The following is a 21,140-nucleotide window of genomic DNA, read 5'->3' as shown; positions in this document are numbered from 1 at the left end:
AAGTCTTTTACAAAAGTTTTTCCGACCCCAAAGCCTCATCGCCAAGAATCTTGTTCAATTCCCGAACGATGTCGTCCAAGGTGTGGATCTCAGCAATGGCTTCATCCTCAATTTCGATGCCATAATAGTCTTCAATGGCCATGGCCACTTCAACCAAGTCCAATGAATCCGCATCCAAATCCTCAACGATGTCCGTGTCCGGTTGGATATCCTGAGCCTTTTCCCCGAGGACATCTTGGACAATGTCCTTGACCTCATCGTAACGTTCCATCGTAGTCTCCTTTCAGACATTGATGGTTATCATAGTACCATATCACTAATAGGCCCGCAATAGGCCCGATGGTGGGCTTTGATGAATCCCACCCGCTTCCTACTCGATGGAAACTCCTCCGGAAGATGGATCAACCAATTCAAAGTTTTTCTGTGGCTGACTCTGGGGCTTAGGCCCCTTTCCGATAAACCCACGGAATAAATAGGCCGTGTACAAAATAGTCACCAAAAAGACCACAAGAAGGACCATGAGATAGCGGTAAGAGGATTTGGGTTTGGGACCTTTTTCCACCCCCTGAGCCGGTCGATAGGGGGAACCTGACCTCTCCTCCACCCTTCCTCTTCTCTCTGCCCGGTAGGCTTGGGATCTCGACTTTCCGGGAACAGGAATGGGGTTGGTCACTTCTATATCATAGGCATCCTCAGGTTCACGAACAGGATCCATGGAGGGCTCATCTCTGTAGTAATTGCGTTTCTGCAAGGGTACTTCCACCTTTCTTCACCAAATCGCCTCCACCTCGGCCTCTTTCGTGCTAAGCTGGTTAGAGGTTCATCTAAGAATATACCATAACTTGCCCGATTCTCGGAAAAATTCCGTAAGAGAAGATGGTAAAGAAAGAAGGCTCCCTTGATCACCGACCGCTTTGAAGATTTGGCCCAAACAGCCTATTACCAGGACCGACCCCTGGATTCCGACTTCCTGACCCCGGAGGAATTTTCAGCATTCCTGACAATAAAAGACCGGCTCTCCTATGCCCAACCCACTGTCTACCAAGAGGACTGGGAAAGAAAGCTGGTCCACTTCGGTCCCGGCCAACCGGACCTGGCCCTGTTGGAAATCACGTCCACGGCTCCCTCCTTTGTCCACTTGGCCCATCCTGACTATCTTGGAGCCCTCCTGGGCCTGGGCCTGGACCGGAAGGTGACGGGAGATATTATTGCCTTTCCCGACAAGGCCTATGTCTATGTCAAGGGCCATGTCGCTGATTTCATCCAAAACAACCTCAGCCAAGTGGGACGGGCCCGGGTGGAAGTCCGGACCATCGAGGACCTGCCTGAGGAGGCCCGCCCCAAAACGGAGGAAGTGGAAATCATCGTCTCCTCCCTCCGTCTCGACCGGGTGGTCTCCACCCTCTTCCGCCTCTCCCGGGGCAAGGCCCAGGAGGCCATCCGAGAGGGCCTGGTCTACGTCGACGGCCTCCAGATGACCCGGGATCACTACACCATAGAGGAGGGCCAGCGGATCTCCTTCCGCCACAAGGGCAAGGCCCGATTTCTTGAAGTGCTTAAGGAAACGAAGAAGGGGTCGCTGGTTCTCTCCTTCCTCCGCTATTCTTGACACTTTAGTCCAGCGGTTTGAGATAAAATCGTCCCGTCAAATCGTGGGAGTCCATGACGTTCATGAAAACACCTTTTCCATGCTCCGCCAGGTACTTATTAATCATAGGCATATCGGACTTGGAAACCACCATATAAAGGAGGACTCTCTCCTTTCCTGAATATTCTCCCACCCCTTTTACCGAGGTGACTCCATGTTGGGTCAACTTCATAAGATCTGTCGCATAGGGCTCCACGGAGTCGGTCACAAACATGAGGGTAAAGCGCTTGTACCGTTCATGGACCTTATTGATGGCCTGGGTGGAGAGAAACTGGAAGATGATGGAGTAGAGAGCCGGCCGCCAGCCAAAGAAAAGACCGGCCAGCAAAAGCTGACAGAGGTTGAAGATGAAAATCTCATTCCAGAAGGGCTTCCCGGTCTTATTGGAAACGTAGGTAGCAATAAAATCCGTTCCCCCGGCAGACGCATTGGCCTTGAGAGCCAGGCCCATGGCCAGCCCATTCAGGGCTGCGGAAATGACCACCACCAAAACCAAATCATCTGTGACCTGCATGGCGGGAAGGAGGTCGATGATGAAGGAGGTGGCTACAACTTGGAGAAGGGACAAGCCCACAAATTTCTTGCCTACAAACTTATAGCAAAGCAAGGCAAAGGGGAGGTTGAGGCCGATATAGGGCAGACTATAAGGAATATCCAGGCCAAAAAACGCCTTGCCGAATTCCTGGATCAAGCGGGTTGTACCGGCAAATCCCGCGGGCAGGATCCCGTTGGGCGTCAGGAAGGCCTTAAAATAAAAAGCATAAACCACTGAGGACAGGAGGATCATGATGACCCGGATGCTCAGTTTAGCAACCTCATCCTGAGGATTTATCAGAGAAAAAGACCGATCCCTTTTCTTCCCCTTGGGCCGGTCCTTGCGAATCCGGGCCCACTTCCTGACCCTTCTCCCCTTGGTAATCTCTTTGACAGACTTTTTCTCTACCATCTTTACCCTCCCCTCCCGGAATATGAAATCAAAAAACAATAGATGATAGCATACCACATTTTGCCGAAAAGTATAGCGTTTTTTCTCTATCTCCGGCATTTTCCGAGGAGCCTTTTGGCCTGCCTTCAATCAAGATTTGGAGTGGGTTCGCGTCCATAGAGGTAAATCAGTTTGTGGAGTTTCTCAACTAAGGCTGGATAAGCGTAGTCGGGGCAAAGCCGCCATTTCCAATTGCCGCCCAGGCTACCCGGCAGATTGGTTCGGGTGGAAGAACCGGTCCAGAGAAGATCCTGCATCTGAAAGATACAGAGATCGGCCACGGAGGCAGCAGCCCCGCGCAAGAGTCCCCAGTGTGCCTCGTCCTCACTGGTAATCGAAAAATACGCTGCTACCAGCCTTCGGGTTGGCGCATCCAAGCCTTCCCACCAGGCGCGAAGCGGTTCACTATCATGGGTGCCGGTATAGATGCTGGTTCGGCGGTCAAAGTTGTGGGGCAGGTAGTCCGAATCGCTCCCCCCACCGAAGGCAAACTGCAAGGGCCTCATGCCGGGAAAGCCGGTGCGTTCGCGCAGGGCGATGACTTCTGGGCTGAGGACGCCCAGGTCCTCCACCAAAATCGGCAGCGGACCTAAGGCTTCCTCCAGTTTTTTGAAAAGGGAAAAGCCGGGGCCGAGTTCCCATTGACCATGGCGTGCCGTTTCCTCATCTGCCGGCACGGACCAATAATGCTCAAAACCAATAAAATGATCCAAGCGAAGGATGTCGTAGAGGTTGAAATTGGCGCGAAAACGCCTCACCCAAAAGACATAGTTACGTTGGCGCATCACTTCCCAGTTATATATGGGGTTGCCCCAACGCTGGCCGTCTTTGGTGAAGACGTCGGGGGGTGCCCCGGCGACCACGCGCGGCTTTCCCTGGTCATCGAGCAAGAATTCATCTTGCGCCGCCCAGGTGTCCGCCGAATCATGGGCAACATAGATGGGCATATCGCCAATAAAGGCGATCCCGAGACTATGGGCATAGGCCCTCAGACTGTCCCATTGACGGAAGAAGTGATATTGCATAAAAATCTGAAAGAGAATGGCCTTCTCATGCGTAGCCCTAAAGTCGGCCAGGGCTTGCGGATCACGATCCCGGTAGCCGTCGGCCCACTCCGTCCATTCCACATCAAAATGCTCCGCCTTCAAGGCCTGGAAGAGGGCATAGTCCTCAATCCAGTCCCTATTTTCCCTTCGGAAGGTCACCAAGCTTTCCCGGCTTCCCCAGTCGCCTTGCAAGTGAGCTTGGCGAAAGGCTTTGGATGGGTGCGCCGGCACCCGTTCACTTTCCCCCAGTGCTCGTTCAAAGGCGCGTTTCAGCAAGCGGTAGCGCTGATTATAAAGAAGCGAGTAGTCAATAAACTCTTCTTCTTCCCCAAAATTGATGGCGGTCAGCTCCTCCACCTTCAAAAGGCCCTCAGCGCAAAGAAAGTCCAGGTCAATAAAGTAGGGATTGCCGGCAATGCTTGAAAAGCTTTGATAGGGAGAATCGCCATAGCTTGTCGGCCCAAGGGGCAGGACTTGCCAGTAACGGACCCCGGCCTCTGCCAAAAAATCACAGAATTGATAGGCCGACTGGCCGAAGGTGCCGATCCCATAAGGCGACGGCAAGGAAAAAATGGGTAAAATCACGCCGAGGCCGCGTGGGTAGGCGACCTGCTTAAGTTCGGCGGCCAGCGGCGTGTGGGACTGATGCGAGAAGGAGGTCGCCGGCCAAAGGGCGGCCGGCACGCTCTTCTCCTTCCCAATGGAGGTGGCCTCCTTTAAGCTTCTCTCTTTTTTTTCTGCTTCATGCCTATTTTTCATTGCTTTCCTTGTCCCTGGTGCGGTCAAATCCGCTCCTTGCTTTCGCCATCGAAGTAATGCATTGCCTCATTGTCAAAGGCAAATTCCTCTTCCTCTCCCTGGGCAAAACGGTAGTGTCCCGGCATGGTCATGACCAAATCTTTTCCGCTGGGCAATTTGACGAAAAGGGACTGCTCTTTGCCCAGGTTTTCGATGACATCCACGTGGGAGATAAAATGGTTTTTATCGGTACTTTCCTTACGCAAAAAGCGCTCAGAGCGAATCCCAGCAATCACTTTTTTCCCTTCATAGGGGCGGAGCCGCTCACTATCCTTAGCGCTGGGTTCAATCCTCACTTCGTTGTTGTCTGTCACAAAAACACCATTGACCATCTTCCCTTCAAGCAGGTTCATGGTCGGCGAGCCGATAAACTGCGCCACAAAGGTGTTGGCGGGCAGGTTATAAAACTCATCCGGTGCCCCCGCCTGCTGAATTTGTCCCTTATCCAGGAGGACAATCTTGGTGGCCATGGTCATGGCTTCCGTTTGATCGTGGGTGACATAAATCGTGGTCGTTTTCATCTGTTGATGGATACGCACCAGCTCAACCCGCATATGCTCGCGTAACTTCGCATCCAGGTTGGAGAGGGGTTCGTCCATAAGGAAGATGCTGGGCTTTCGAACGATGGCACGCCCCAGTGCTACACGTTGACGCTGACCGCCGGAAATATCCGAAGGGCGGGAATAAAGATAGTTCTCGATTTGCAGCAGTTTGGCTGCATCTTTGACCCGCTTGTCGATGATACCCTTGCGTTCTTTGCGCATTTTCAAAGAAAAAGCCATGTTGTCATAGACCGTCATATGGGGATAGAGGGCGTAGCTTTGGAAGACCATGGCGATATCCCTATCCTTGGGTGGAACATTATTCACCAAACGGTCGCCGAAGATGAGCTCGCCTTCTGTAATGGAGTTAAGTCCCGCAATCATACGAAGCAGGGTACTTTTCCCGCAGCCGGAAGGACCGAGGATGACGCAGAAGTCTTGGCTCTTGATATCCAAATTGATATGACGGAGGGTGAATTCTTCGCGTCCCTCATATTTTTTCCCGATATTTTCTAATTTGACTTGCATACTATTATCCTTTCACAGAGCCCGAAGACAGACCCGACACCAACTGTTTTTGCAGGGCGGTAAAGAGTATCACGATGGGAAGTGCTGTCAGCAAGCCTCCGGCAGCAAAGAGAGGCTGACGCATGGTCCGCGTGTCCGCAATTAACGTCTGCAGACCCGTCGCTAAAGTGTACTCCTGTGGACTGGTGAGCAAAACCTTCGGCAGCATGTAGTCCGTAAAGGGAGCGATGAAGGCCCATAGAGCGATAATGGCCAACATGGGACGGACAATGGGCATAATAATCATGCGGAAAACCTGGAAGTTGGAGCAGCCATCGATACGGGCGGCCTCATCGAGCTCCGAGGAAATGGAGTCAATGTAGCCCTTGAGAATCAAGGTGTTGTTGGCAATGCCGCCGGCCGAATAGATCAAGACCAAGAGCATCTGTCTGGAGAAGGCTGGGATGACTCCGGAAATGATCTGGTGGAGGGTAAAGTAGGCCGTGATTCCGGCAAAGGTCGGAACGACCTGGATCAAGAGGATGGCCAAAAGTGAGCCTTTTTTGTACTTAAAGCGGAAACGCGAATAGGCATAGCCGGTAAAGGCGACCACTAAAGTTTGGATAATCGCTGAGGCCAGGCCGATAAAAATCGTATTTTTCAGCCATAAGAGGAAATAGGTGTCACTGAATAATTCTCGAAAATTATCCAGTGAAAACTCATAAGCGCCATTTAAAATCAGGTATTTCCCCTGAGCCCCATTGAAGGAAGCCAGAAGAATCTGTAGGATCGGCCATAAAACGATGAAACTCCACAAGATTAAAATCGCATAGGTGATGGCAACACCCACTTTCCCTGCCCCGGTTAAGGGCTGCTGATCCTTGAGGTAAAGTCCGGAGGTCTTTTTCTTCTTTTTCATATCAGTCCTCCTTAAAAGCAGCCGTTCGACGATAGCCCATAAAAGCAATAACAATGAGCGCCAGAGAAATCAGTACTGAAATCGCGGCGCCGAAGGCCTGGTATTGGTTATCCATGGTTAATTTGAAGATATAGGAAATCAGGAGGTCACTGGAGCCGGCCAAGTTCCCGTAGCGGCTCGGATTGAAAGGCCCGCCCTGATTAAACAAATCAATAATGGTGTAGTTGTTGAAATTGAAGGTGTATTGGCCAACCAGGATGGGCGCCGTCTGGAAAAGCAGCATGGGAAGTGTAATATTGAGTAGCTTTTGGCGTCCATTGGCGCCGTCCATCTCCGCCGCCTCGTAGAGGTCATTGGGGATCGACTGCAAAACACCGGTGGCCAGCAAAAAGACATAGGCATTTCCACACCAACCCTGAATGAGGATGAGGGCCGTTCGTGTCAAGGTGGTATCGTTTTTGACATTGACGGTTGTGCCTGCGAGATTTGAAATAAGGTCGCTCAAAAAGCCATTGGGGGCTAGCATGACCGAGAAGAACATGATGGTAATAAAAGCCGGAACCGCCCATGGCAAAATGTAGACCGTACGGAAAAAACGCTTCCCGCGGATATGCTCGCCGTTGACTAAAATCGCCAGCCCCATGCCGATAGCAATTGCCAGGGTGGTGGCACCGAGGGTCCAGATCACTGTCCAGACTAAAATGCGCCAGAAAAGGGAGCCTTGGAGTCCCTGGGCCTTGACGATGGTGGCGTAATTTTGCAAGCCGACCCAGCCGAATTTGGACTGATGATCGGGGTCCATGCCCGTAAAGGACAGGAGGACAGCGGTGAAAATGGGGACCAGGGTGATGAAAAGGATCAATAAGATGGCAGGAATGTTCACGAAGTAGGGGAAGCCATGTTCGCTGATTTCCCGCTTGGTCTCAAACCAAAGATTGGGGCGAATGCCAATACGCTCATCTTTTTCCACCTGACGGGCATCACGATAGGCCAAAACGATAATCACGACCGATAGAAAGAGGAAAAGAATGGATATGAGTCCTTCAATCATGAAAATCAAGGAACGATCGACCCGCCTTCCATCCTGGGCCAAAGTAATCAAGCCGGCAATGCCGTCGCCCTGATAATTGCCATAGCCTAAGGCGTAAGGAATGGCAATGAGATAAATAAAGAGGGCACCAAGAAGACAAAGGAGGCCCTTTTTGACCTGACCGTTAAGAATCTGGCCAAGTCCGGGGAAGGGAATGGACAAATAACAACGCCAAAGGGATAATTTTTCATTTTCCGAAGGGGTGCTGCGACGTACAGCGGAAATTTCTTCCTCTAAGACCGCCTCTTGCTGTTTGTTGTCATTTTTCAGGTGGTGCTTGAGGTTTCGAATAAGATCACGTTGGTAGCGGACGGGCGAGCGATAGGCTTTTAGGTCCAAGTCCTCTTGGTATTCCTTGCGCGTAATTCTCCGTTCATTTTCAAAAGCGGTACGCGAAATATTGCCGCTTTTATAGGACTCTCGAAGCTGGGCCATGCGCGCATCATAGACCTTTTTTCGGCTTTCCTTATAGTCTGCCAGCTCTTTTTGATAGGCAGCTTCTTCTTGGGGATTGGTTTTTTCCTGACGGGCATAAGCCAGGTCAAGGAGGAGGAGGCGGTAATCAACGATTATGGCGGGCAGGTAGTCCACTTTTTTTTGTGCAATCCGGTAAGCCATCTCGGCATCATAGGACAAATCGACGTAGTCCTTATAAAACTCAACCTGCTTTTCGGCACGGAAGAGTTCCATCATATAAGTGCGCAGCTTTTTATCCGTGTCGTCGATCTGCTTTTCTGCCGCCGGTTCCTCCGCTTTTAATTGTTCAAGAAACTTTTTTTCGGACGACTCATAGGCACGCAGCTTTTGGATGTAGGGGTGGGTCCCCTTGCCCTGCAAAAGCGCCTGCTCTTTTGCTGAATCCCCCTCCTGCTGTGCTAGGGCCAGCTCCGCTAAATAGCGGTTCTTGCGTGGATATTCTCGCCCCACGCGGTCCTGAAGGACAACGGGGTACTTCATAAAAACTCCTTTCCGTCCGACTGACGATGCGATACGGCAACGATGCCCATACGCTTGTCGCCTTTAAGGGGCGGCTTGTCTGATTATCCCCTCTTCTATGGCGCCTTGACGCCATAACTGAGATTGGCATGTAAAATAAAGAGTGCGAAAAATAAAAAACAGCGGATCCACCAAAAAAGATTGCCCATTTGAAACTGAAGAATCTGCATAATGAAGGCATAAAATAAAAGCAATCCCCACACCCAGTAGGCGATCTTAAGTAAGCCTGCCTTACGCTGGGCGAAGAAAAGGTGTAAGGCATAACCCGCCGGAATCAAAACGGCCTGCAAGAGCTGCATCACTTGTAGGGCAGCGTAGTCTGAAATGGTCAGCTCCGTAGAAACCTTCTCACGCCAAGCCTCAAAGAGGGCCCGGTCTTTGGTTAAAATAAGTGCCTCCAGACAAAGGACCAAAACCAGCACAGCCACCAAGCCTAAAACGGCATAAACCATTTTACGAGACAGACGCTTTTGCTGAAACATTAAAACTCCTTCCAGACTTCCCTCCGCTCGGCGGATCCAGCACTAGAAGGCCCGCCCTTTTTGACACACCACCAAAGGGATATGGTAGAACGGAGGATTGCCTAGGGCAATCCTCCGCTGCAATCCATCTTTATTGATACTATTTCGAAAAGCTGCTCATCATCGAATCGAAGGAGGACTTCAGTTCCTTATAGGCATCCTCCGCCGATGCCGGTTTTACAGAATTCCATGAAAGAACAGCATTTTGCCAGCTGTCCCATACTTTGCCGTATTCCGTGAAGAGAGGCCGGCTAACCGCATTCGTATAAGAATTGATGACGTTGACAATGGTTGATTTTTCAACCTCGCTCAGTCCAGAGCCTTCATACTTATCTGCCGGCACTTGTTCCATGATTTTACCGGTTGCCTTAAAGAAATCTTCGAAAAATTCCGGATTGGCCAACTCAGCAATCAAAGCATGGGCCAGGGCCATCTTGTCCTGGTCGCCTTCATCGCGGACGTTGATCGCATAACCCCAGCCGCCTTTCCAGTGAACCAGCGGTTTTCCAGCAACAGTAATGTCTTCAAGCGAACCTAACTCCAGGTTTTCTTCGCCAGCAACTTTGGCAATGCCGTCGTAATCCCAAGGGCCGCCCAGACGGACAACACCGCTCTCTCCGGTCTTGAAGGCGGAGTCAGTATAGGCGTATCCTGCCTTCTTATCAAAGAGGGAGGTGTTATTCTCAGCATTGGCCTTCCAGTAATCATACAGGGCCTCGATGACGGCCTTTTTTTCAGCGTCCAGTTCAGACCACTCCGTGGTTAAATCACTATAGAGCGAGCCATCCTCTTTTTTTGCCAATAGATCGATGCCGCCAGCATTCAAAAGTGCCACCCCGTACCAGGCATCATGGGCCGGCACTAAAACAGTTTTTCCTGTTTCGGCGCTGATGTCAATTGGCTTCGACAAATCGATTCCCTGGGTCTTCGCATTGGCCTTCTGTTTGAAGGCAATCAGGCATTCAATGTTCATGGGGAAGGCAAAATATTCCTTATCGATTTTGAAGTTGCCGCCTAAGCCTTGTTTGAAGGCCTCAAGGTCTGCCCAGCCCCCAACGGTTTTTGCTAAGGATTCCGCATCAACGGCCGCCAGGTTCTCATTGTCAACCAGGCCATAGAGACGGTCCGCGGGAATGGCAAAGACATCGGCAATATCCTTGTTCTCTGGCCCCGTTTGATCCAAGGCATCCAAGTGATCAAAGGCACTTTTCTCGACAATCGTAACTTCTGCTTCCGGATTATTCTTTTTCAAGCGCTCGATCGCGGCCTCATAATAAGGTATCCACTTTGTCTCCGCCTGAACACTGATGGCGCCTTTCAAACCTTCAGCAGGCCCCTCCGTACCAGACGTTTCACTCGGTTTCTTTTCGCCGCAAGCGGCAAGAGATAGGGTCATCACCCCGGCCAATAATAGTGCCGTTAGTTTCTTAAACATAAATCCTCCTTTTTTCGAATCGTTTTCCTTCGTTGGAAAAGTAAACTATTCGAATGAATTATATCATATTCACGCCTTGTTTGTTGATGCCTTCGCGTGCCAAGGGGTTTCCCAAATGAAGAGATACAATCGATGTGAGACCAAGAAGAAAAAAAAATAGAGAGAAATCCTGTACAATGAAAGTGAAAAGCAAACAAAGAAAGGATTCTCTCTATGTCAACTTCGTTATTCGACGCTACAAGTGTTCAAAAGCTAGTTACGTGGGGAAAATGCCCGACCGTTTTTTCAATACACCATCATCGATGAAGCCAGCCGAAATGGCTAACTCCTATGGAAAAAAGAGCCCAATTACTGGCGGGCTAGCTCGCCAGTAATTGGGATAGCGCACAGGAGATCTCAACTTACTTTTTTGGTCTCACATCATTTACAAACCTACAAAATTTCTTTTAACGATTCTATTCATTAAATGATCAGCTATTCAATATGCTTATTCCAGGTCCCAACATACGTCACGTCATTATTCGGATGATAGAGATTATAGGTCTTTTCGTCGCCGATTAAGTATCCCCAATCTCCCGATTGAATCAGGAGGAAAGTTTTCGATGGACTAACCAAGGTCCAACTATTTTCATCCCTATTTTCTACCGTTCCCTCATACCAAATCTCTGTTTGCGTGCCATAGATGAATTTCCCCTTATCGATAACCATCTGAACTCCGGGCTCATCCGGCATCAAATCCGGTCTTCTTTGTTGGTAAAGGCCGGTGGGATCCGGAGCCTTTTCCGCAGGTTTGATAAGAAAAATGAGACCCGCACCCAGGGCAAAGGCAATGATGGCGATCCAAATACACTTGCTAGCGGACACGGACTGCTTCATAAAAGGCCTCCTATCGATTACTACGTTGGTTAAGATAATAATATAGCAAAAAAAAACGTTTGTACACCACTATGGGCATAATATTAAAAAGATTGATTGTAAAGCGTATAACGTAAAAAGTGTATAACCCTCCCTCTCAGGTCGAATGGCAGGCTCTCCCCAAGGATGGCTGGAACACTAGCAGGAGCCCCTTTGAGATTGGCTTTAAACTTAATATTAGGAAAAGGAGCACAAACTTGTTATTCATTCCATTTTTTCATAGGATTTAGCTTGGCTCTCATACATTTCGTAATAAACGCCTCTCTTTTCAAGAAGTTCTCTATGCGTTCCTGCTTCACAGATTGATCCGCACTTCATCACATAAATATAATCAACATCCTTAACAAGCGACAGTCGGTGAGCGACTAAAATTGAAGTAGTATCAGGAATATCCCGAATTAATTTTGCCACCTGAAGTTCTGCAAAAGGATCAAGTGAGGAACTTGGTTCATCAAAGAGAAGAAGATTAAAGGATCCATGCATTAAGCGACTTAAGGCTAGCTTTTGTCTTTGCCCGCCGGATAATACAACGCCTTCAGGATCAAATTCTCTAGTCAACTGATTGTTGATTTCTAAAGGGAGTTGTAATCTCTGATATAGATCCTTAAGATCTTCTTCTGATACATCATGGTAGGCCTTCGCATTTTCAAAAGCACTTAGAGCATATATTATTGGTGTTTGCATTGCTACTCCAATAGATTGTCGAAGGGCTTGAATTTGATATTTCTCAATTTCTACATTATTGTATAGAATGCTTCCCTGGTCAGCTTCGTATAATCGTAAAAGAAGTTTAAATAAAGTTGATTTTCCTGCACCATTTTCACCAACAATAGCAATTTTCTGTCCCGGATGAACCACTAAATGGTCAATTGAAAGTGAAAACGCCTGATTCCCGGGATATTGAAAAAAAAGATCTTGTATTTCAAGCAAAAAGGGCATATTTTGAGGTTTGATTCCAGAATATGTAGACTCTATTCTAGATTCTCTCTCAAAAAAATCTATTATGCTCTGTCCATATCGAGCATCCGCATTTAACTGAGATAGCCACCACCCTAACTCATTTAATGAGCTTTTTAAATGCGTACTTGCCAATAGTAAAGTTGAAAACAATCCAATATCAAATCTTCCCGTTTCTGCATATTGTAAAATACTGTAAAGAGGAATAATGGCGACGGCTCCAACATTTGACAATACAATACATAAATCAACTAGACATTCTCTTGTAAAAAATGATCGATATACTATGGTTTCATCCTTAATAGCATTATTTAGCATGTTATACAAGGGCTTGCGAATTTTACTTGATTTTAAGTCAGCTACAACTTTAGGATCATAAAAAAGACGACGAATATAATCGATTTTTCTTTTCGGCGAAACGGCCTTAATCGATCGATCTGATACTAAACTCGACCATAGAATATTTGATAATATGGCAAACATTGAAAAAACCAGCACTAGGAAGAGTGCCCATCCACCTTGATAAAAAATCAAGACCCCCATAAAAAGTGAAGTTAAAATGCTGCTTATAATATGTATGATATGTCCTATCGCAGAGGAAGATTTATCTGCAAAAGATTCCGTAGTCAACTTATAGGCATCGTAAAATTCAGGGGATTCAAGATCTACCTGATCTGTTTCTAATGCCTTACTGTAAATATTTGCTTCAATTTTACCCAAAATAGGTCGACTTCGCCATGCAAAAAAAGCATCAAAAATCTTGGGCAACAGATCACACAAAAACCCGATTATCAAGTATAGAAAAAAAGAATAAACTGCAGCATTGAGCCCCATTTTTTCCAAAGTCAAAAAAGCTTTTTGAGGAAGAACTGTGTAAAAATAGGATGAAATAGGTGGGAGAATCGATAAAATAACCATATAACTGACGACTAACAATGGCTCTTCCTTTACCCAAGGTCTCACCAAAAATTTGATTCTTTTCAATATACGAAACTTATTCATTTAGATTACCCATCTTATTTTGTAAAACAAGGATGTTATTTACCTTGCTAAAACCGTCTGTCAAATGACTATTTTAGTATAGTATAATCTCCAAACTTTTTCATTGCTATTAAACAAGAGAGAAAAGTTGGCCCTTCCTGGCACGACTTTTCTCTCTTGAACTGTAAAAATGACCAACTATTCAATATGTTTATTCCATGTACCAACATAGGTCACATTATTATTAGGATGATAGAGATTATAAATCTTTCCTCCATCAATCAAATATCCCCACTCTCCCGATTGAATCAAAAGGAAGATTTTCGATGGACTCACCAGCTTCCAGCTATTATCGTCCCTATTCTCCACTGTCCCTTCATACATAATTTCCGTTTGCGTACCAAAGATGAATTTCCCCTTATCAATAACCATTTGTACTCCGGGCTCATCCGCCATCAAATCTGAAAGTTTTTCTTGATAAAGACCGGTAGGATCCGGGGTCTTTTCCCCAGGTTTGATAAGAAAAATGAGACCCGCACCCAGGGCAAAGGCAATGATGGCGATCCAAATACACTTGCTAGCGGACACGGACTGCTTCATACTCATCCCTCGATTCTAAAATATTTCCACCACTATAAAATAATTGCCACTTACCATTTACTTTTTTATATGTGGCATAGGGTTCAACAGTAGCTGTCCACGTGGCACGAGCTTTATAGTAATAATAAGTTGAAGGTACCGTAACTAAAACACCCGTTACTCCTTGTGAAACACTACCTAGACTAAAACCAAAACTTATATTCTTATAAGGTGAAGGAAATGAAAAATTTATAGTCATTTTTGGGCCAACCCCAGTAGTGATGATAAAACCTCCACCACTTTTAAACCGTGTTCCACCTGACGGTTGATTGCCACAGTAACCGCTTTTTCTTACAGTTTTGGGGCTTCCATAAACCACCTTCCACTGTCCCGCATCTCTCAGTTCTTGACCTGTTAATTTGATATACTCTTGAATTTCCTGTGTCACTCTTTCCTTTTCTTGTGAGCTGACATTTCCTTGAAATAATATTTTATCCTTAAAGCTTTCTGAATCAGCCAAAGCAAATGTTGAAGAACTTAACATGAAAATAAGAAGAAAAAGAAAAAAGAATTTACTTTTTTTAGAAGCCAGACCTCTTTTTAATAGTGCCATATTAACCTCCTAGTCTTTAGACATATTTATATTATTATCAAAGATATTAAAATAATATAAATATAAATACAAAAAACAACACAATGTTTCTTTACAATAGTTTTTGCTTAAGTAAGGAAGCGTTTTACCACTATTTTTCTCTCTCAAAAAAGCCCAACAACTATAAAGTACCTCCTTTCATTTGCCATGTTGGTTAATACTATTATATCCCTAAAAAACGTTTGTAAACCACATTATATACAAGTTACGAGAATTATCTATAAAAAAACTCCGAGGCAAAAGCCTCGGAGGAGTGCCCAGAGCCGGAATCGAACCAGCGACACGAGAATTTTCAGTCCTCTGCTCTACCGACTGAGCTATCTGGGCAAATATGAAGTTGTTTCTAATTGCAGTCCGAAGAGATGCGGAGCATCGATTCCTGAAACAGTCTGCTGAGCTATCTGGGCAAATATGAATATAGCAAATACTTACAGTCGACGAAATCTATTTTACAACAAAATTTTCATTTTGTCATACTTTTTTTACTGGGCCATCAGGGACTTGAACCCGGGACGGGGCGGTTATGAGCCGCCTGCTCTAACCAACTGAGCTAATGGCCCATAATACGGAGAAAGGGGGATTCGAACCCCCGCGCCGAGTAAACGACCTACTCCCTTAGCAGGGGAGCCCCTTGAGCCACTTGGGTATTTCTCCAAAGAATCCCGAAAGGGGGTCACATCGGGAATCTCATGAGCCCTACGGAGAGAGAGGGATTCGAACCCCCGTGGGCTTGCACCCTAACGGTTTTCAAGACCGCCCCGTTATGACCACTTCGGTATCTCTCCATAAGATTGACCCATCGGGGATTCGAACCCCGGACACCTTGATTAAAAGTCAAGTGCTCTACCGACTGAGCTAATGGATCATGGACTGGGGTAGCTGGACTCGAACCAGCGAATCCTAGAGTCAGAGTCTAGTGCCTTACCGACTTGGCTATACCCCATCATAAAGAGCTTTATTTAGTTTTCAAGGGAAGCGGGCCCAACTGGGGTAGCAGGATTCGAACCTACGAGATGTCAGAGTCAAAGTCTGATGCCTTACCGCTTGGCTATACCCCAACGATACGCGCCTACGAGGATTCGAACCTCGGACACACGGATTAGAAGTCCGTTGCTCTATCCAGGCTGAGCTATAGGCGCTTATTAATAATGGGGGCGCTGAAAAAATCAAAGGTCACTTGACCTAAGTGACCTTTGTAAGCTGGTGAAAGGACTTGAACCCTCAACCTACTGATTACAAGTCAGTTGCTCTACCGATTGAGCTACACCAGCAAAACCACCCTGCAAGTTAGTGGTGAACGACCCGGATGGGGTTCGAACCCACGACCTCCAGCGTGACAGGCTGGCATTCTAAACCAACTGAACTACCGGGCCACCTATTTCAATGATTTGGGCACTGTAGGGCTCGAACCTACGACCCCCTGCTTGTAAGGCAGATGCTCTCCCAACTGAGCTAAGCGCCCAAAATGACCCTACCGGGATTCGAACCCGGGATACCGCCGTGAAAGGGCGATGTCTTAACCGCTTGACCATAGGGCCTCAAAAATTGGGTTACTAAGATAGTGTAAGGAATAAGAGTGTTCTTGTCAAGTTAAATCAGTAAAAATTGTAGAACTTCTGTCTTAACTGTCAAGGCATATGTTACACATTCAGCTCAAGGCTCTGACACACTTGGCTTTTTCCGACGATTCTTTTCCATGTGCTTCCTTTTCGACGTGTCAAGGGCGAAGAGCGACCAAGGGAGCGTCCCTTGACTAGGAGAAAGGAAGTACCTATCCTTTTCACCCGGAAAAAGCAGTCGCCTAGGCAACTACAGTTTCAAAATATTCTTGCACAACCTGTTCTGGACTTTTGAAATTCAGAACGTATTTGGCTGTCGTATTGTAACGTTGCTCATGCTTTTTTACCTGTTCAACAAGATCTCTTTTTCTTATAAAGACATGTCGACTGTAGAGGATTTTTCCATCCTCTCGGTGGCTTCGTTCTACCTTCCCGTTTTGCCACGGAGAATAGGGTCTTATTCTTCGCAAATCCCAGCCTTTTTTCTTTACCGCCCGTTCAAAGCGACTTTCCCGACTCGTTCGATCTTCGTCATTGACAAACTCATAGCCGTTGTCCACCTGAATGGTGTGAATGGAAAATCCCATTCTTTCTTCTACATTCTCTAAAAACTTTGTCGTCTCATAGGTCGACTTCTCCTCAACGATTTTTAGAACACGCTTTCGACTAAATTCATCAATGGCAGTGATCTGGTAGTACAGTAGTCCATAGCTTGGAAAGCGGAAGCATTCTTTTGGAACATATTTAATGTCGATTTGCACTTTATCTCCCGGGAACTTCCATCCAGACTTTCATGGCGTGTATAACTCTTTCGGTGACCTTGCACTTTTCGATAGCCTTTTTGTCGAATTTGACGACACATGCTTTCAGAAGATCGGGTGTACCCTTTCGATTGACAGCGTACGTATACCTCCGCCAAACCATACACGCCATTTCGTTTCAGCATACGACGGATTAGACATAGCTCTTCTTCCCGATGGGCATTGGGACTTGTTTTCGGTCTTCTTGAGCGTAGGGCCAAACTTCTGGCTGTCCCATCATATCTCTCCAGTTGGCGATAAACGAATTGCCGGTAGGTATGAAACCTGCGTGCTGCTTTGGTCACACCGTACTTTAACGCATATTCACAGACTTTTTGACGGTATCTCATTTCTTCAGTTATAATCTTACTCAAGAGGTGCTCCTTTCGATGCAACGAGTTTTTTTGACGAAAACATTGTATCAGAGTGCCTCTTTTTATTTTGTTGAAAGTGTCACATATGTCTTACTACATTACATATTTGTACAATTTGAAATCAAAAACTTTAAAATAAGACTAACTAATATGCTTTAGCTAATCTTAAGTGCCTATACTCAACTGGTGACAAGTAATCTAAAGAACCATGGATTCTTAGGTTGTTGTACCAATAAATATATTCTGATAGTTTTAGCCGGTTTAAAATTTTAAATTTATTCTTGTATACAACTCTGTTTTAACCACCTTGTTAAATGCTTCAGCGACTGCATTATCATAAGGACTTCCTTTTTTACTTAGCGATCTTTCAATTCCAAATATATCTAGTATTTTATCTATACCTTTGTTATCAAATTCTCGTCCTCTGTCTGTGTAGTGCTTTCTCAATTTAAAATCCCTCTATCGTTTCTTAGTTTTCTTGTATCATGTGTTTGATATTAAATTGTACTATTTATTGTAGCCACACCAAGGTAAAAATATCGAAATAAAATCTGGTATCTGATCAACATTAAGTATCCATGAAACCACTATTATTATGGCAATAATCAAGCATGAAATATTCAATGCTTTGACATTGAATATTTTTAAGTTTTTTTCGTTTATAGTAAAAATGAATTTAACCAAAATATAAATCACATTAATAATAACAAACGCCAAAAAATCAACAACCAACAGCAATCTAAAAACACTAACCGCAGATATATTCTGCAAAACAGATGTTGAGAATGTCATCCCTCCAACAAAAGCAAGTACAATAGAAGCGAAAATACCAAGTATGGAGATATATTCTTTTTCAACGCCTTTTATCTGTTTTTGCAAGTTCTCTTTCGCTTCTTCTATGCTGTCTGCAAAAATATTATTGACATTTTCGATCTGATGTAACGCTAGTTGAAAATGATCATAGATTTTTACAATCATTTTTTTACAGTCTTCACTTACCGAATTATGATCATCAAGCGAATATAACAATAGTTTTTCTAAATTTGTAGCAAAAACTCCTCGTTGTGACATTTCTAACGAATAAACATAATTGCTGATTTCCGAATAAAGAATCCTGTCCAACTTATTTGTTGATGTTATATATGATCTGATATTCTCAACAGTTTTCTTCGGATCGTACTTCTGAGTATTCATGGATAAAGCTTTACAAATTCCATTGATTTTTCTTTTAGTGTTTTTAAATTCTTTCGATCGCTCTAATGATATTGTTGTATTGTCAGTCGTCCGGAGTAATACATCTAAATTGTCATCAGTCATTAAAGTACTCCCTTATTGAATCAATTGTAATTTCATTATTTTGATATGGAACATAAGCATCAATCCATGGTGACTGTCGATGGGTTAATGATACAAGATCTGTTGCTGAATAATCTGCAAATTTGTCTACAACCTTATCTATAAGAGCTTTGTCTTCATCCGTAATCGTAGAGTCCTCAAACTCAATCCTTTTAGCATTCCATATATCATTCTCATCAAACTTAATGTACGATTCTATTGTAGGTATGTCTCCACTTCCGTACTGCTTATATTCATGGTAAGATTCTGGAACAACAGGTCCAAAATCCCAAGCTTCTATCTTCTCATCAAAACAAGAAGTGTGGTCTTTGCTTTTTGTTAAAAAATAAGCTTGGATAAAATAAAGTACTTTCTGAAGTTTTAAATTTGAAATTCCATAGTCATGTTCGTTGCTATAATTAATTACATGACGACACACATCTAAAACCTTATAGCTCATCATCTCGAACTCCTTCATCTATAAATATGTATTATAACATAATCACTAAGTTTATGTTATATTTTTTCTGTCATCTAATCCACATGTAAATTGTAACTTCTAATGCAACAAATCATGATCAATCTCTAGAGTCCTTTTCTTCCCCCATGGGGGAAGAAAAATTTAAACAACAATGCCCAACTTCTCAAGCTCCCGGTGAAATAGTTGTTCAGACGTCTTCCCTTCTAAACTTCTCTTCGGGTAGCTATTGAAATGGCTAGTTATTTCGTTCAACCACTTCTTACTCACCTCTGGAATATCTGAGCCCTTGGGAATGAACCGACGAATCTGCCCATTCAACTGCTCATTACTTCTTCGCTCAAAAGATCAATAGGGACGGCAATAGTCGATCTCTGTTCGACGCTCATTCACTGTGAATAAAGAAGACATCAGGCCCTCCACATCTAAAAACTCACTCCCATTATCTACGGAAATCTTCTTGAAAAGCGCTGAGAAAGAAGAGTGCCCCAGCTAATGGTTGAACGATGAACACCCAGTCTTTCTTTCATCTCGATTTGTGATATTTTCCTCTTTACCGCTCTTCTGTGGTTTTCAATCACCATCTTTTCCAAGCTTTGACGATCTTGGTAAGTAAAATGGCTTCCTTTTTCTCGAGTCGTGGTACTATAAACGTAATCCATGGCTTCTCCCTCTGTGTTTTTGTCGTTATTAACACTCTAACAGATTAGCCATGGATTTTTTTATTTGTTGCATTTCATTTTACAAGTCGCCAAAAATGTTATCGGCTTTTTAATGATATGTTGAGAAAGAGTGACGGGGAATAAGAATTCCTTAAAAGGAAAAATGATTTGGAAGATGCGTCTTCCAAATCATTTTGATAGCAAAAATAAACTTGTTTTCATAGATCCAATAGAGTTACTAAGAATAAGAGTTGAAGATGTTGGGATCAAAGCTATACGCCATATGATTTGGAATAGCCATTCTCCTTCTTATATACTCCTATCGCCAATCGGTGTTTTTGATGATTGAACCGTCTTTAGTACAAGTTAGGCTATTTTTGCAGTAAAGTTCTTGGATAATCAATCCATTACCCTCATATTCCACACCAAAATGAAAGTTTCCTGAACAATTTGCTTTATAGGAGGTTCCAGAAAACTCCTTCCACCCCCTCCAATTATTAACTTGCCACAAACTCAAAGTTCCCCTGGTGTAATAATAATCAAAATCACTTTTATACCAAGCACTATTACCATTATAATAAAAAGCACATTCTACAGTGACATCAAATAACTTGTTTCCTAAATACCCATAACCCGTTCTAGTGTTGGTCGCAAATCGGCTCCTTGTAGCCGGTGATCGAAGCACAATTTGCTCATCTTCAATTTTTAATTCATCTAAAATCACATAATATGGAGTTATAATAACTGTATCATAGTCATTAAGATCGCATATCCTAAAGAATCCTTCATTCTTATTTACCATTTCTTGAAAATTATATTCTCTAATATCTTTTATCAGTGAGTTTGGCTCACTCCACTCTATGGATATTGAGTTCATATATGTTTCATAGGATTCTCGAATAACTTTGCTATAATCGGTTTCATTTGAAGCTTTTAAATTGGAGACGAGAAGTTCTGAAAACTCGTTGAATCTCCTTTTTTCGAGATTTAACAAGGAGTAGGTAGGTTTATTATTAAAATGTGATTCAGTTGAGGATTTTAAAATCGCTTCATTGGCAGAAGCCTTTTGACTTGATACTATAAAGAATAAGAGAATAACCAACAAAATTCTAAAATTTGTCGTAATTTTTTTCATGATTCTTTCTCCTTTCCAACACAGCCTTTGTATATAGTCAATAATCCTGTAATTTCATTTTCTCAATTTCCGATTGTCGCTGATATGCTTTCAAAAAACTTCGGTAAATTGCGTATAAGATAATCGTCCGAATATTTACCACAAATAAGCTCGTAAAGAAAGCTAACAGTTTGTTTCCAATACTAGTAATGTTAGCCAGATAGATCAGAGAAATGACTAAAGAGAG

The 21,140-nt window shown here is 44.5% G+C and carries 18 protein-coding genes, 12 tRNA genes and 2 pseudogenes; 1 reads left to right on the top strand and 31 read right to left on the bottom strand.

Features of this window, described 5'->3' with window-relative positions; genetic code table 11:
• Positions 1-7: 7 nt before the first annotated feature.
• Positions 8-271, bottom strand: a complete 264-nt coding sequence (locus tag BN2373_RS05015) for an acyl carrier protein (protein WP_053943021.1) — start codon at positions 269-271, stop codon at positions 8-10.
• Between the two features lie 99 nt (positions 272-370).
• Positions 371-751 (bottom strand): hypothetical protein, encoded by a 381-nt coding sequence (locus BN2373_RS05010; RefSeq protein WP_053943020.1) that lies wholly within the window; start codon positions 749-751, stop codon positions 371-373.
• 147 nt (positions 752-898) lie between these two features.
• Between BN2373_RS05010 and BN2373_RS05005 the strand changes: the two genes are divergently transcribed.
• Entirely contained in the window at positions 899-1,609 is a 711-nt protein-coding gene (locus tag BN2373_RS05005; protein ID WP_053943019.1) for a YlmH/Sll1252 family protein, read from the top strand.
• A gap of 4 nt (positions 1,610-1,613) precedes the next feature.
• Here BN2373_RS05005 and BN2373_RS05000 read toward each other — a convergent pair whose 3' ends face one another.
• From BN2373_RS05000 to BN2373_RS04870, 29 genes and pseudogenes are all read right to left on the bottom strand, one after another.
• Positions 1,614-2,594 (bottom strand): YitT family protein, encoded by a 981-nt coding sequence (locus tag BN2373_RS05000; RefSeq protein WP_053943018.1) that lies wholly within the window; start codon positions 2,592-2,594, stop codon positions 1,614-1,616.
• A 125-nt stretch (positions 2,595-2,719) separates the two neighbouring features.
• Positions 2,720-4,438, bottom strand: a complete 1,719-nt coding sequence (gene malQ / locus BN2373_RS04995; protein WP_053943017.1) for a 4-alpha-glucanotransferase — start codon at positions 4,436-4,438, stop codon at positions 2,720-2,722.
• A 23-nt stretch (positions 4,439-4,461) separates the two neighbouring features.
• Positions 4,462-5,547, bottom strand: coding sequence for an ABC transporter ATP-binding protein (locus BN2373_RS04990; protein ID WP_053943016.1), 1,086 nt, complete (start codon positions 5,545-5,547; stop codon positions 4,462-4,464).
• A 4-nt stretch (positions 5,548-5,551) separates the two neighbouring features.
• Complete coding sequence (locus BN2373_RS04985) at positions 5,552-6,445, bottom strand: sugar ABC transporter permease (protein ID WP_053943015.1); 894 nt, start codon at positions 6,443-6,445, stop codon at positions 5,552-5,554.
• 1 nt (position 6,446) lies between these two features.
• Positions 6,447-8,492 (bottom strand): carbohydrate ABC transporter permease, encoded by a 2,046-nt coding sequence (locus BN2373_RS04980; protein ID WP_053943014.1) that lies wholly within the window; start codon positions 8,490-8,492, stop codon positions 6,447-6,449.
• A gap of 95 nt (positions 8,493-8,587) precedes the next feature.
• On the bottom strand, positions 8,588-9,013 hold the full coding sequence (locus BN2373_RS04975) for a hypothetical protein (RefSeq protein WP_053943013.1): 426 nt from the start codon (positions 9,011-9,013) through the stop codon (positions 8,588-8,590).
• Between the two features lie 139 nt (positions 9,014-9,152).
• The gene (locus tag BN2373_RS04970; protein ID WP_053943012.1) at positions 9,153-10,487 is read right to left on the bottom strand and encodes a sugar ABC transporter substrate-binding protein; all 1,335 of its coding nucleotides are present in this window, start codon (positions 10,485-10,487) and stop codon (positions 9,153-9,155) included.
• Between the two features lie 474 nt (positions 10,488-10,961).
• On the bottom strand, positions 10,962-11,363 hold the full coding sequence (locus BN2373_RS04965) for a hypothetical protein (RefSeq protein WP_053943011.1): 402 nt from the start codon (positions 11,361-11,363) through the stop codon (positions 10,962-10,964).
• Positions 11,364-11,606: 243 nt separating this feature from the next.
• A complete protein-coding gene (locus BN2373_RS04960; RefSeq protein WP_053943010.1) occupies positions 11,607-13,295 on the bottom strand; it encodes an ATP-binding cassette domain-containing protein in 1,689 nt (562 codons plus the stop codon).
• A 243-nt stretch (positions 13,296-13,538) separates the two neighbouring features.
• Positions 13,539-13,940, bottom strand: a complete 402-nt coding sequence (locus BN2373_RS04955; RefSeq protein ID WP_019134013.1) for a hypothetical protein — start codon at positions 13,938-13,940, stop codon at positions 13,539-13,541.
• Positions 13,918-14,532 (bottom strand): hypothetical protein, encoded by a 615-nt coding sequence (locus BN2373_RS04950; RefSeq protein WP_019134012.1) that lies wholly within the window; start codon positions 14,530-14,532, stop codon positions 13,918-13,920. Before BN2373_RS04950 ends, BN2373_RS04955 begins: the two co-directional genes overlap by 23 nt.
• A gap of 293 nt (positions 14,533-14,825) precedes the next feature.
• Positions 14,826-14,898 (bottom strand) — tRNA-Phe (locus BN2373_RS04945).
• 159 nt (positions 14,899-15,057) lie between these two features.
• Positions 15,058-15,131 (bottom strand) — tRNA-Ile (locus tag BN2373_RS04940).
• 6 nt (positions 15,132-15,137) lie between these two features.
• A tRNA-Ser gene (locus tag BN2373_RS04935) sits at positions 15,138-15,225 on the bottom strand.
• Positions 15,226-15,270: 45 nt separating this feature from the next.
• A tRNA-Ser gene (locus BN2373_RS04930) sits at positions 15,271-15,356 on the bottom strand.
• Between the two features lie 7 nt (positions 15,357-15,363).
• A tRNA-Lys gene (locus BN2373_RS04925) sits at positions 15,364-15,436 on the bottom strand.
• Positions 15,437-15,441: 5 nt separating this feature from the next.
• A tRNA-Gln gene (locus BN2373_RS04920) sits at positions 15,442-15,514 on the bottom strand.
• 42 nt (positions 15,515-15,556) lie between these two features.
• A tRNA-Gln gene (locus BN2373_RS04915) sits at positions 15,557-15,629 on the bottom strand.
• A gap of 6 nt (positions 15,630-15,635) precedes the next feature.
• Positions 15,636-15,710: transfer RNA gene (locus tag BN2373_RS04910), tRNA-Arg, on the bottom strand.
• Between the two features lie 59 nt (positions 15,711-15,769).
• Positions 15,770-15,842, bottom strand: a tRNA-Thr gene (locus BN2373_RS04905).
• Positions 15,843-15,869: 27 nt separating this feature from the next.
• Positions 15,870-15,944, bottom strand: a tRNA-Asp gene (locus BN2373_RS04900).
• 16 nt (positions 15,945-15,960) lie between these two features.
• Positions 15,961-16,033: transfer RNA gene (locus BN2373_RS04895), tRNA-Val, on the bottom strand.
• A gap of 4 nt (positions 16,034-16,037) precedes the next feature.
• A tRNA-Glu gene (locus tag BN2373_RS04890) sits at positions 16,038-16,109 on the bottom strand.
• A gap of 263 nt (positions 16,110-16,372) precedes the next feature.
• Positions 16,373-17,280, bottom strand: a pseudogene (locus BN2373_RS08095) (DDE-type integrase/transposase/recombinase).
• Between the two features lie 169 nt (positions 17,281-17,449).
• A pseudogene (locus tag BN2373_RS07990) lies at positions 17,450-17,739 on the bottom strand (IS3 family transposase); the annotation flags it as partial.
• Positions 17,740-17,811: 72 nt separating this feature from the next.
• Entirely contained in the window at positions 17,812-18,621 is an 810-nt protein-coding gene (locus tag BN2373_RS04880) for a hypothetical protein (protein WP_053943009.1), read from the bottom strand.
• A complete protein-coding gene (locus tag BN2373_RS04875; protein ID WP_053943008.1) occupies positions 18,614-19,102 on the bottom strand; it encodes a Panacea domain-containing protein in 489 nt (162 codons plus the stop codon). The genes BN2373_RS04880 and BN2373_RS04875 overlap by 8 nt, the downstream gene beginning before the upstream one ends.
• Positions 19,103-19,563: 461 nt before the next feature.
• Entirely contained in the window at positions 19,564-19,779 is a 216-nt protein-coding gene (locus BN2373_RS07850) for a hypothetical protein (protein ID WP_154826135.1), read from the bottom strand.
• A 319-nt stretch (positions 19,780-20,098) separates the two neighbouring features.
• Positions 20,099-20,914 (bottom strand): hypothetical protein, encoded by an 816-nt coding sequence (locus BN2373_RS04870; protein WP_053943007.1) that lies wholly within the window; start codon positions 20,912-20,914, stop codon positions 20,099-20,101.
• Between the last annotated feature and the right edge of the window lie 226 nt (positions 20,915-21,140).

This window comes from Kallipyga gabonensis (assembly GCF_001286805.1).
GTDB classification, from domain to species: Bacteria; Bacillota; Clostridia; order Tissierellales; family Peptoniphilaceae; genus Kallipyga; species Kallipyga gabonensis.
This window is presented reverse-complemented; position numbering and strand designations above follow the sequence as displayed.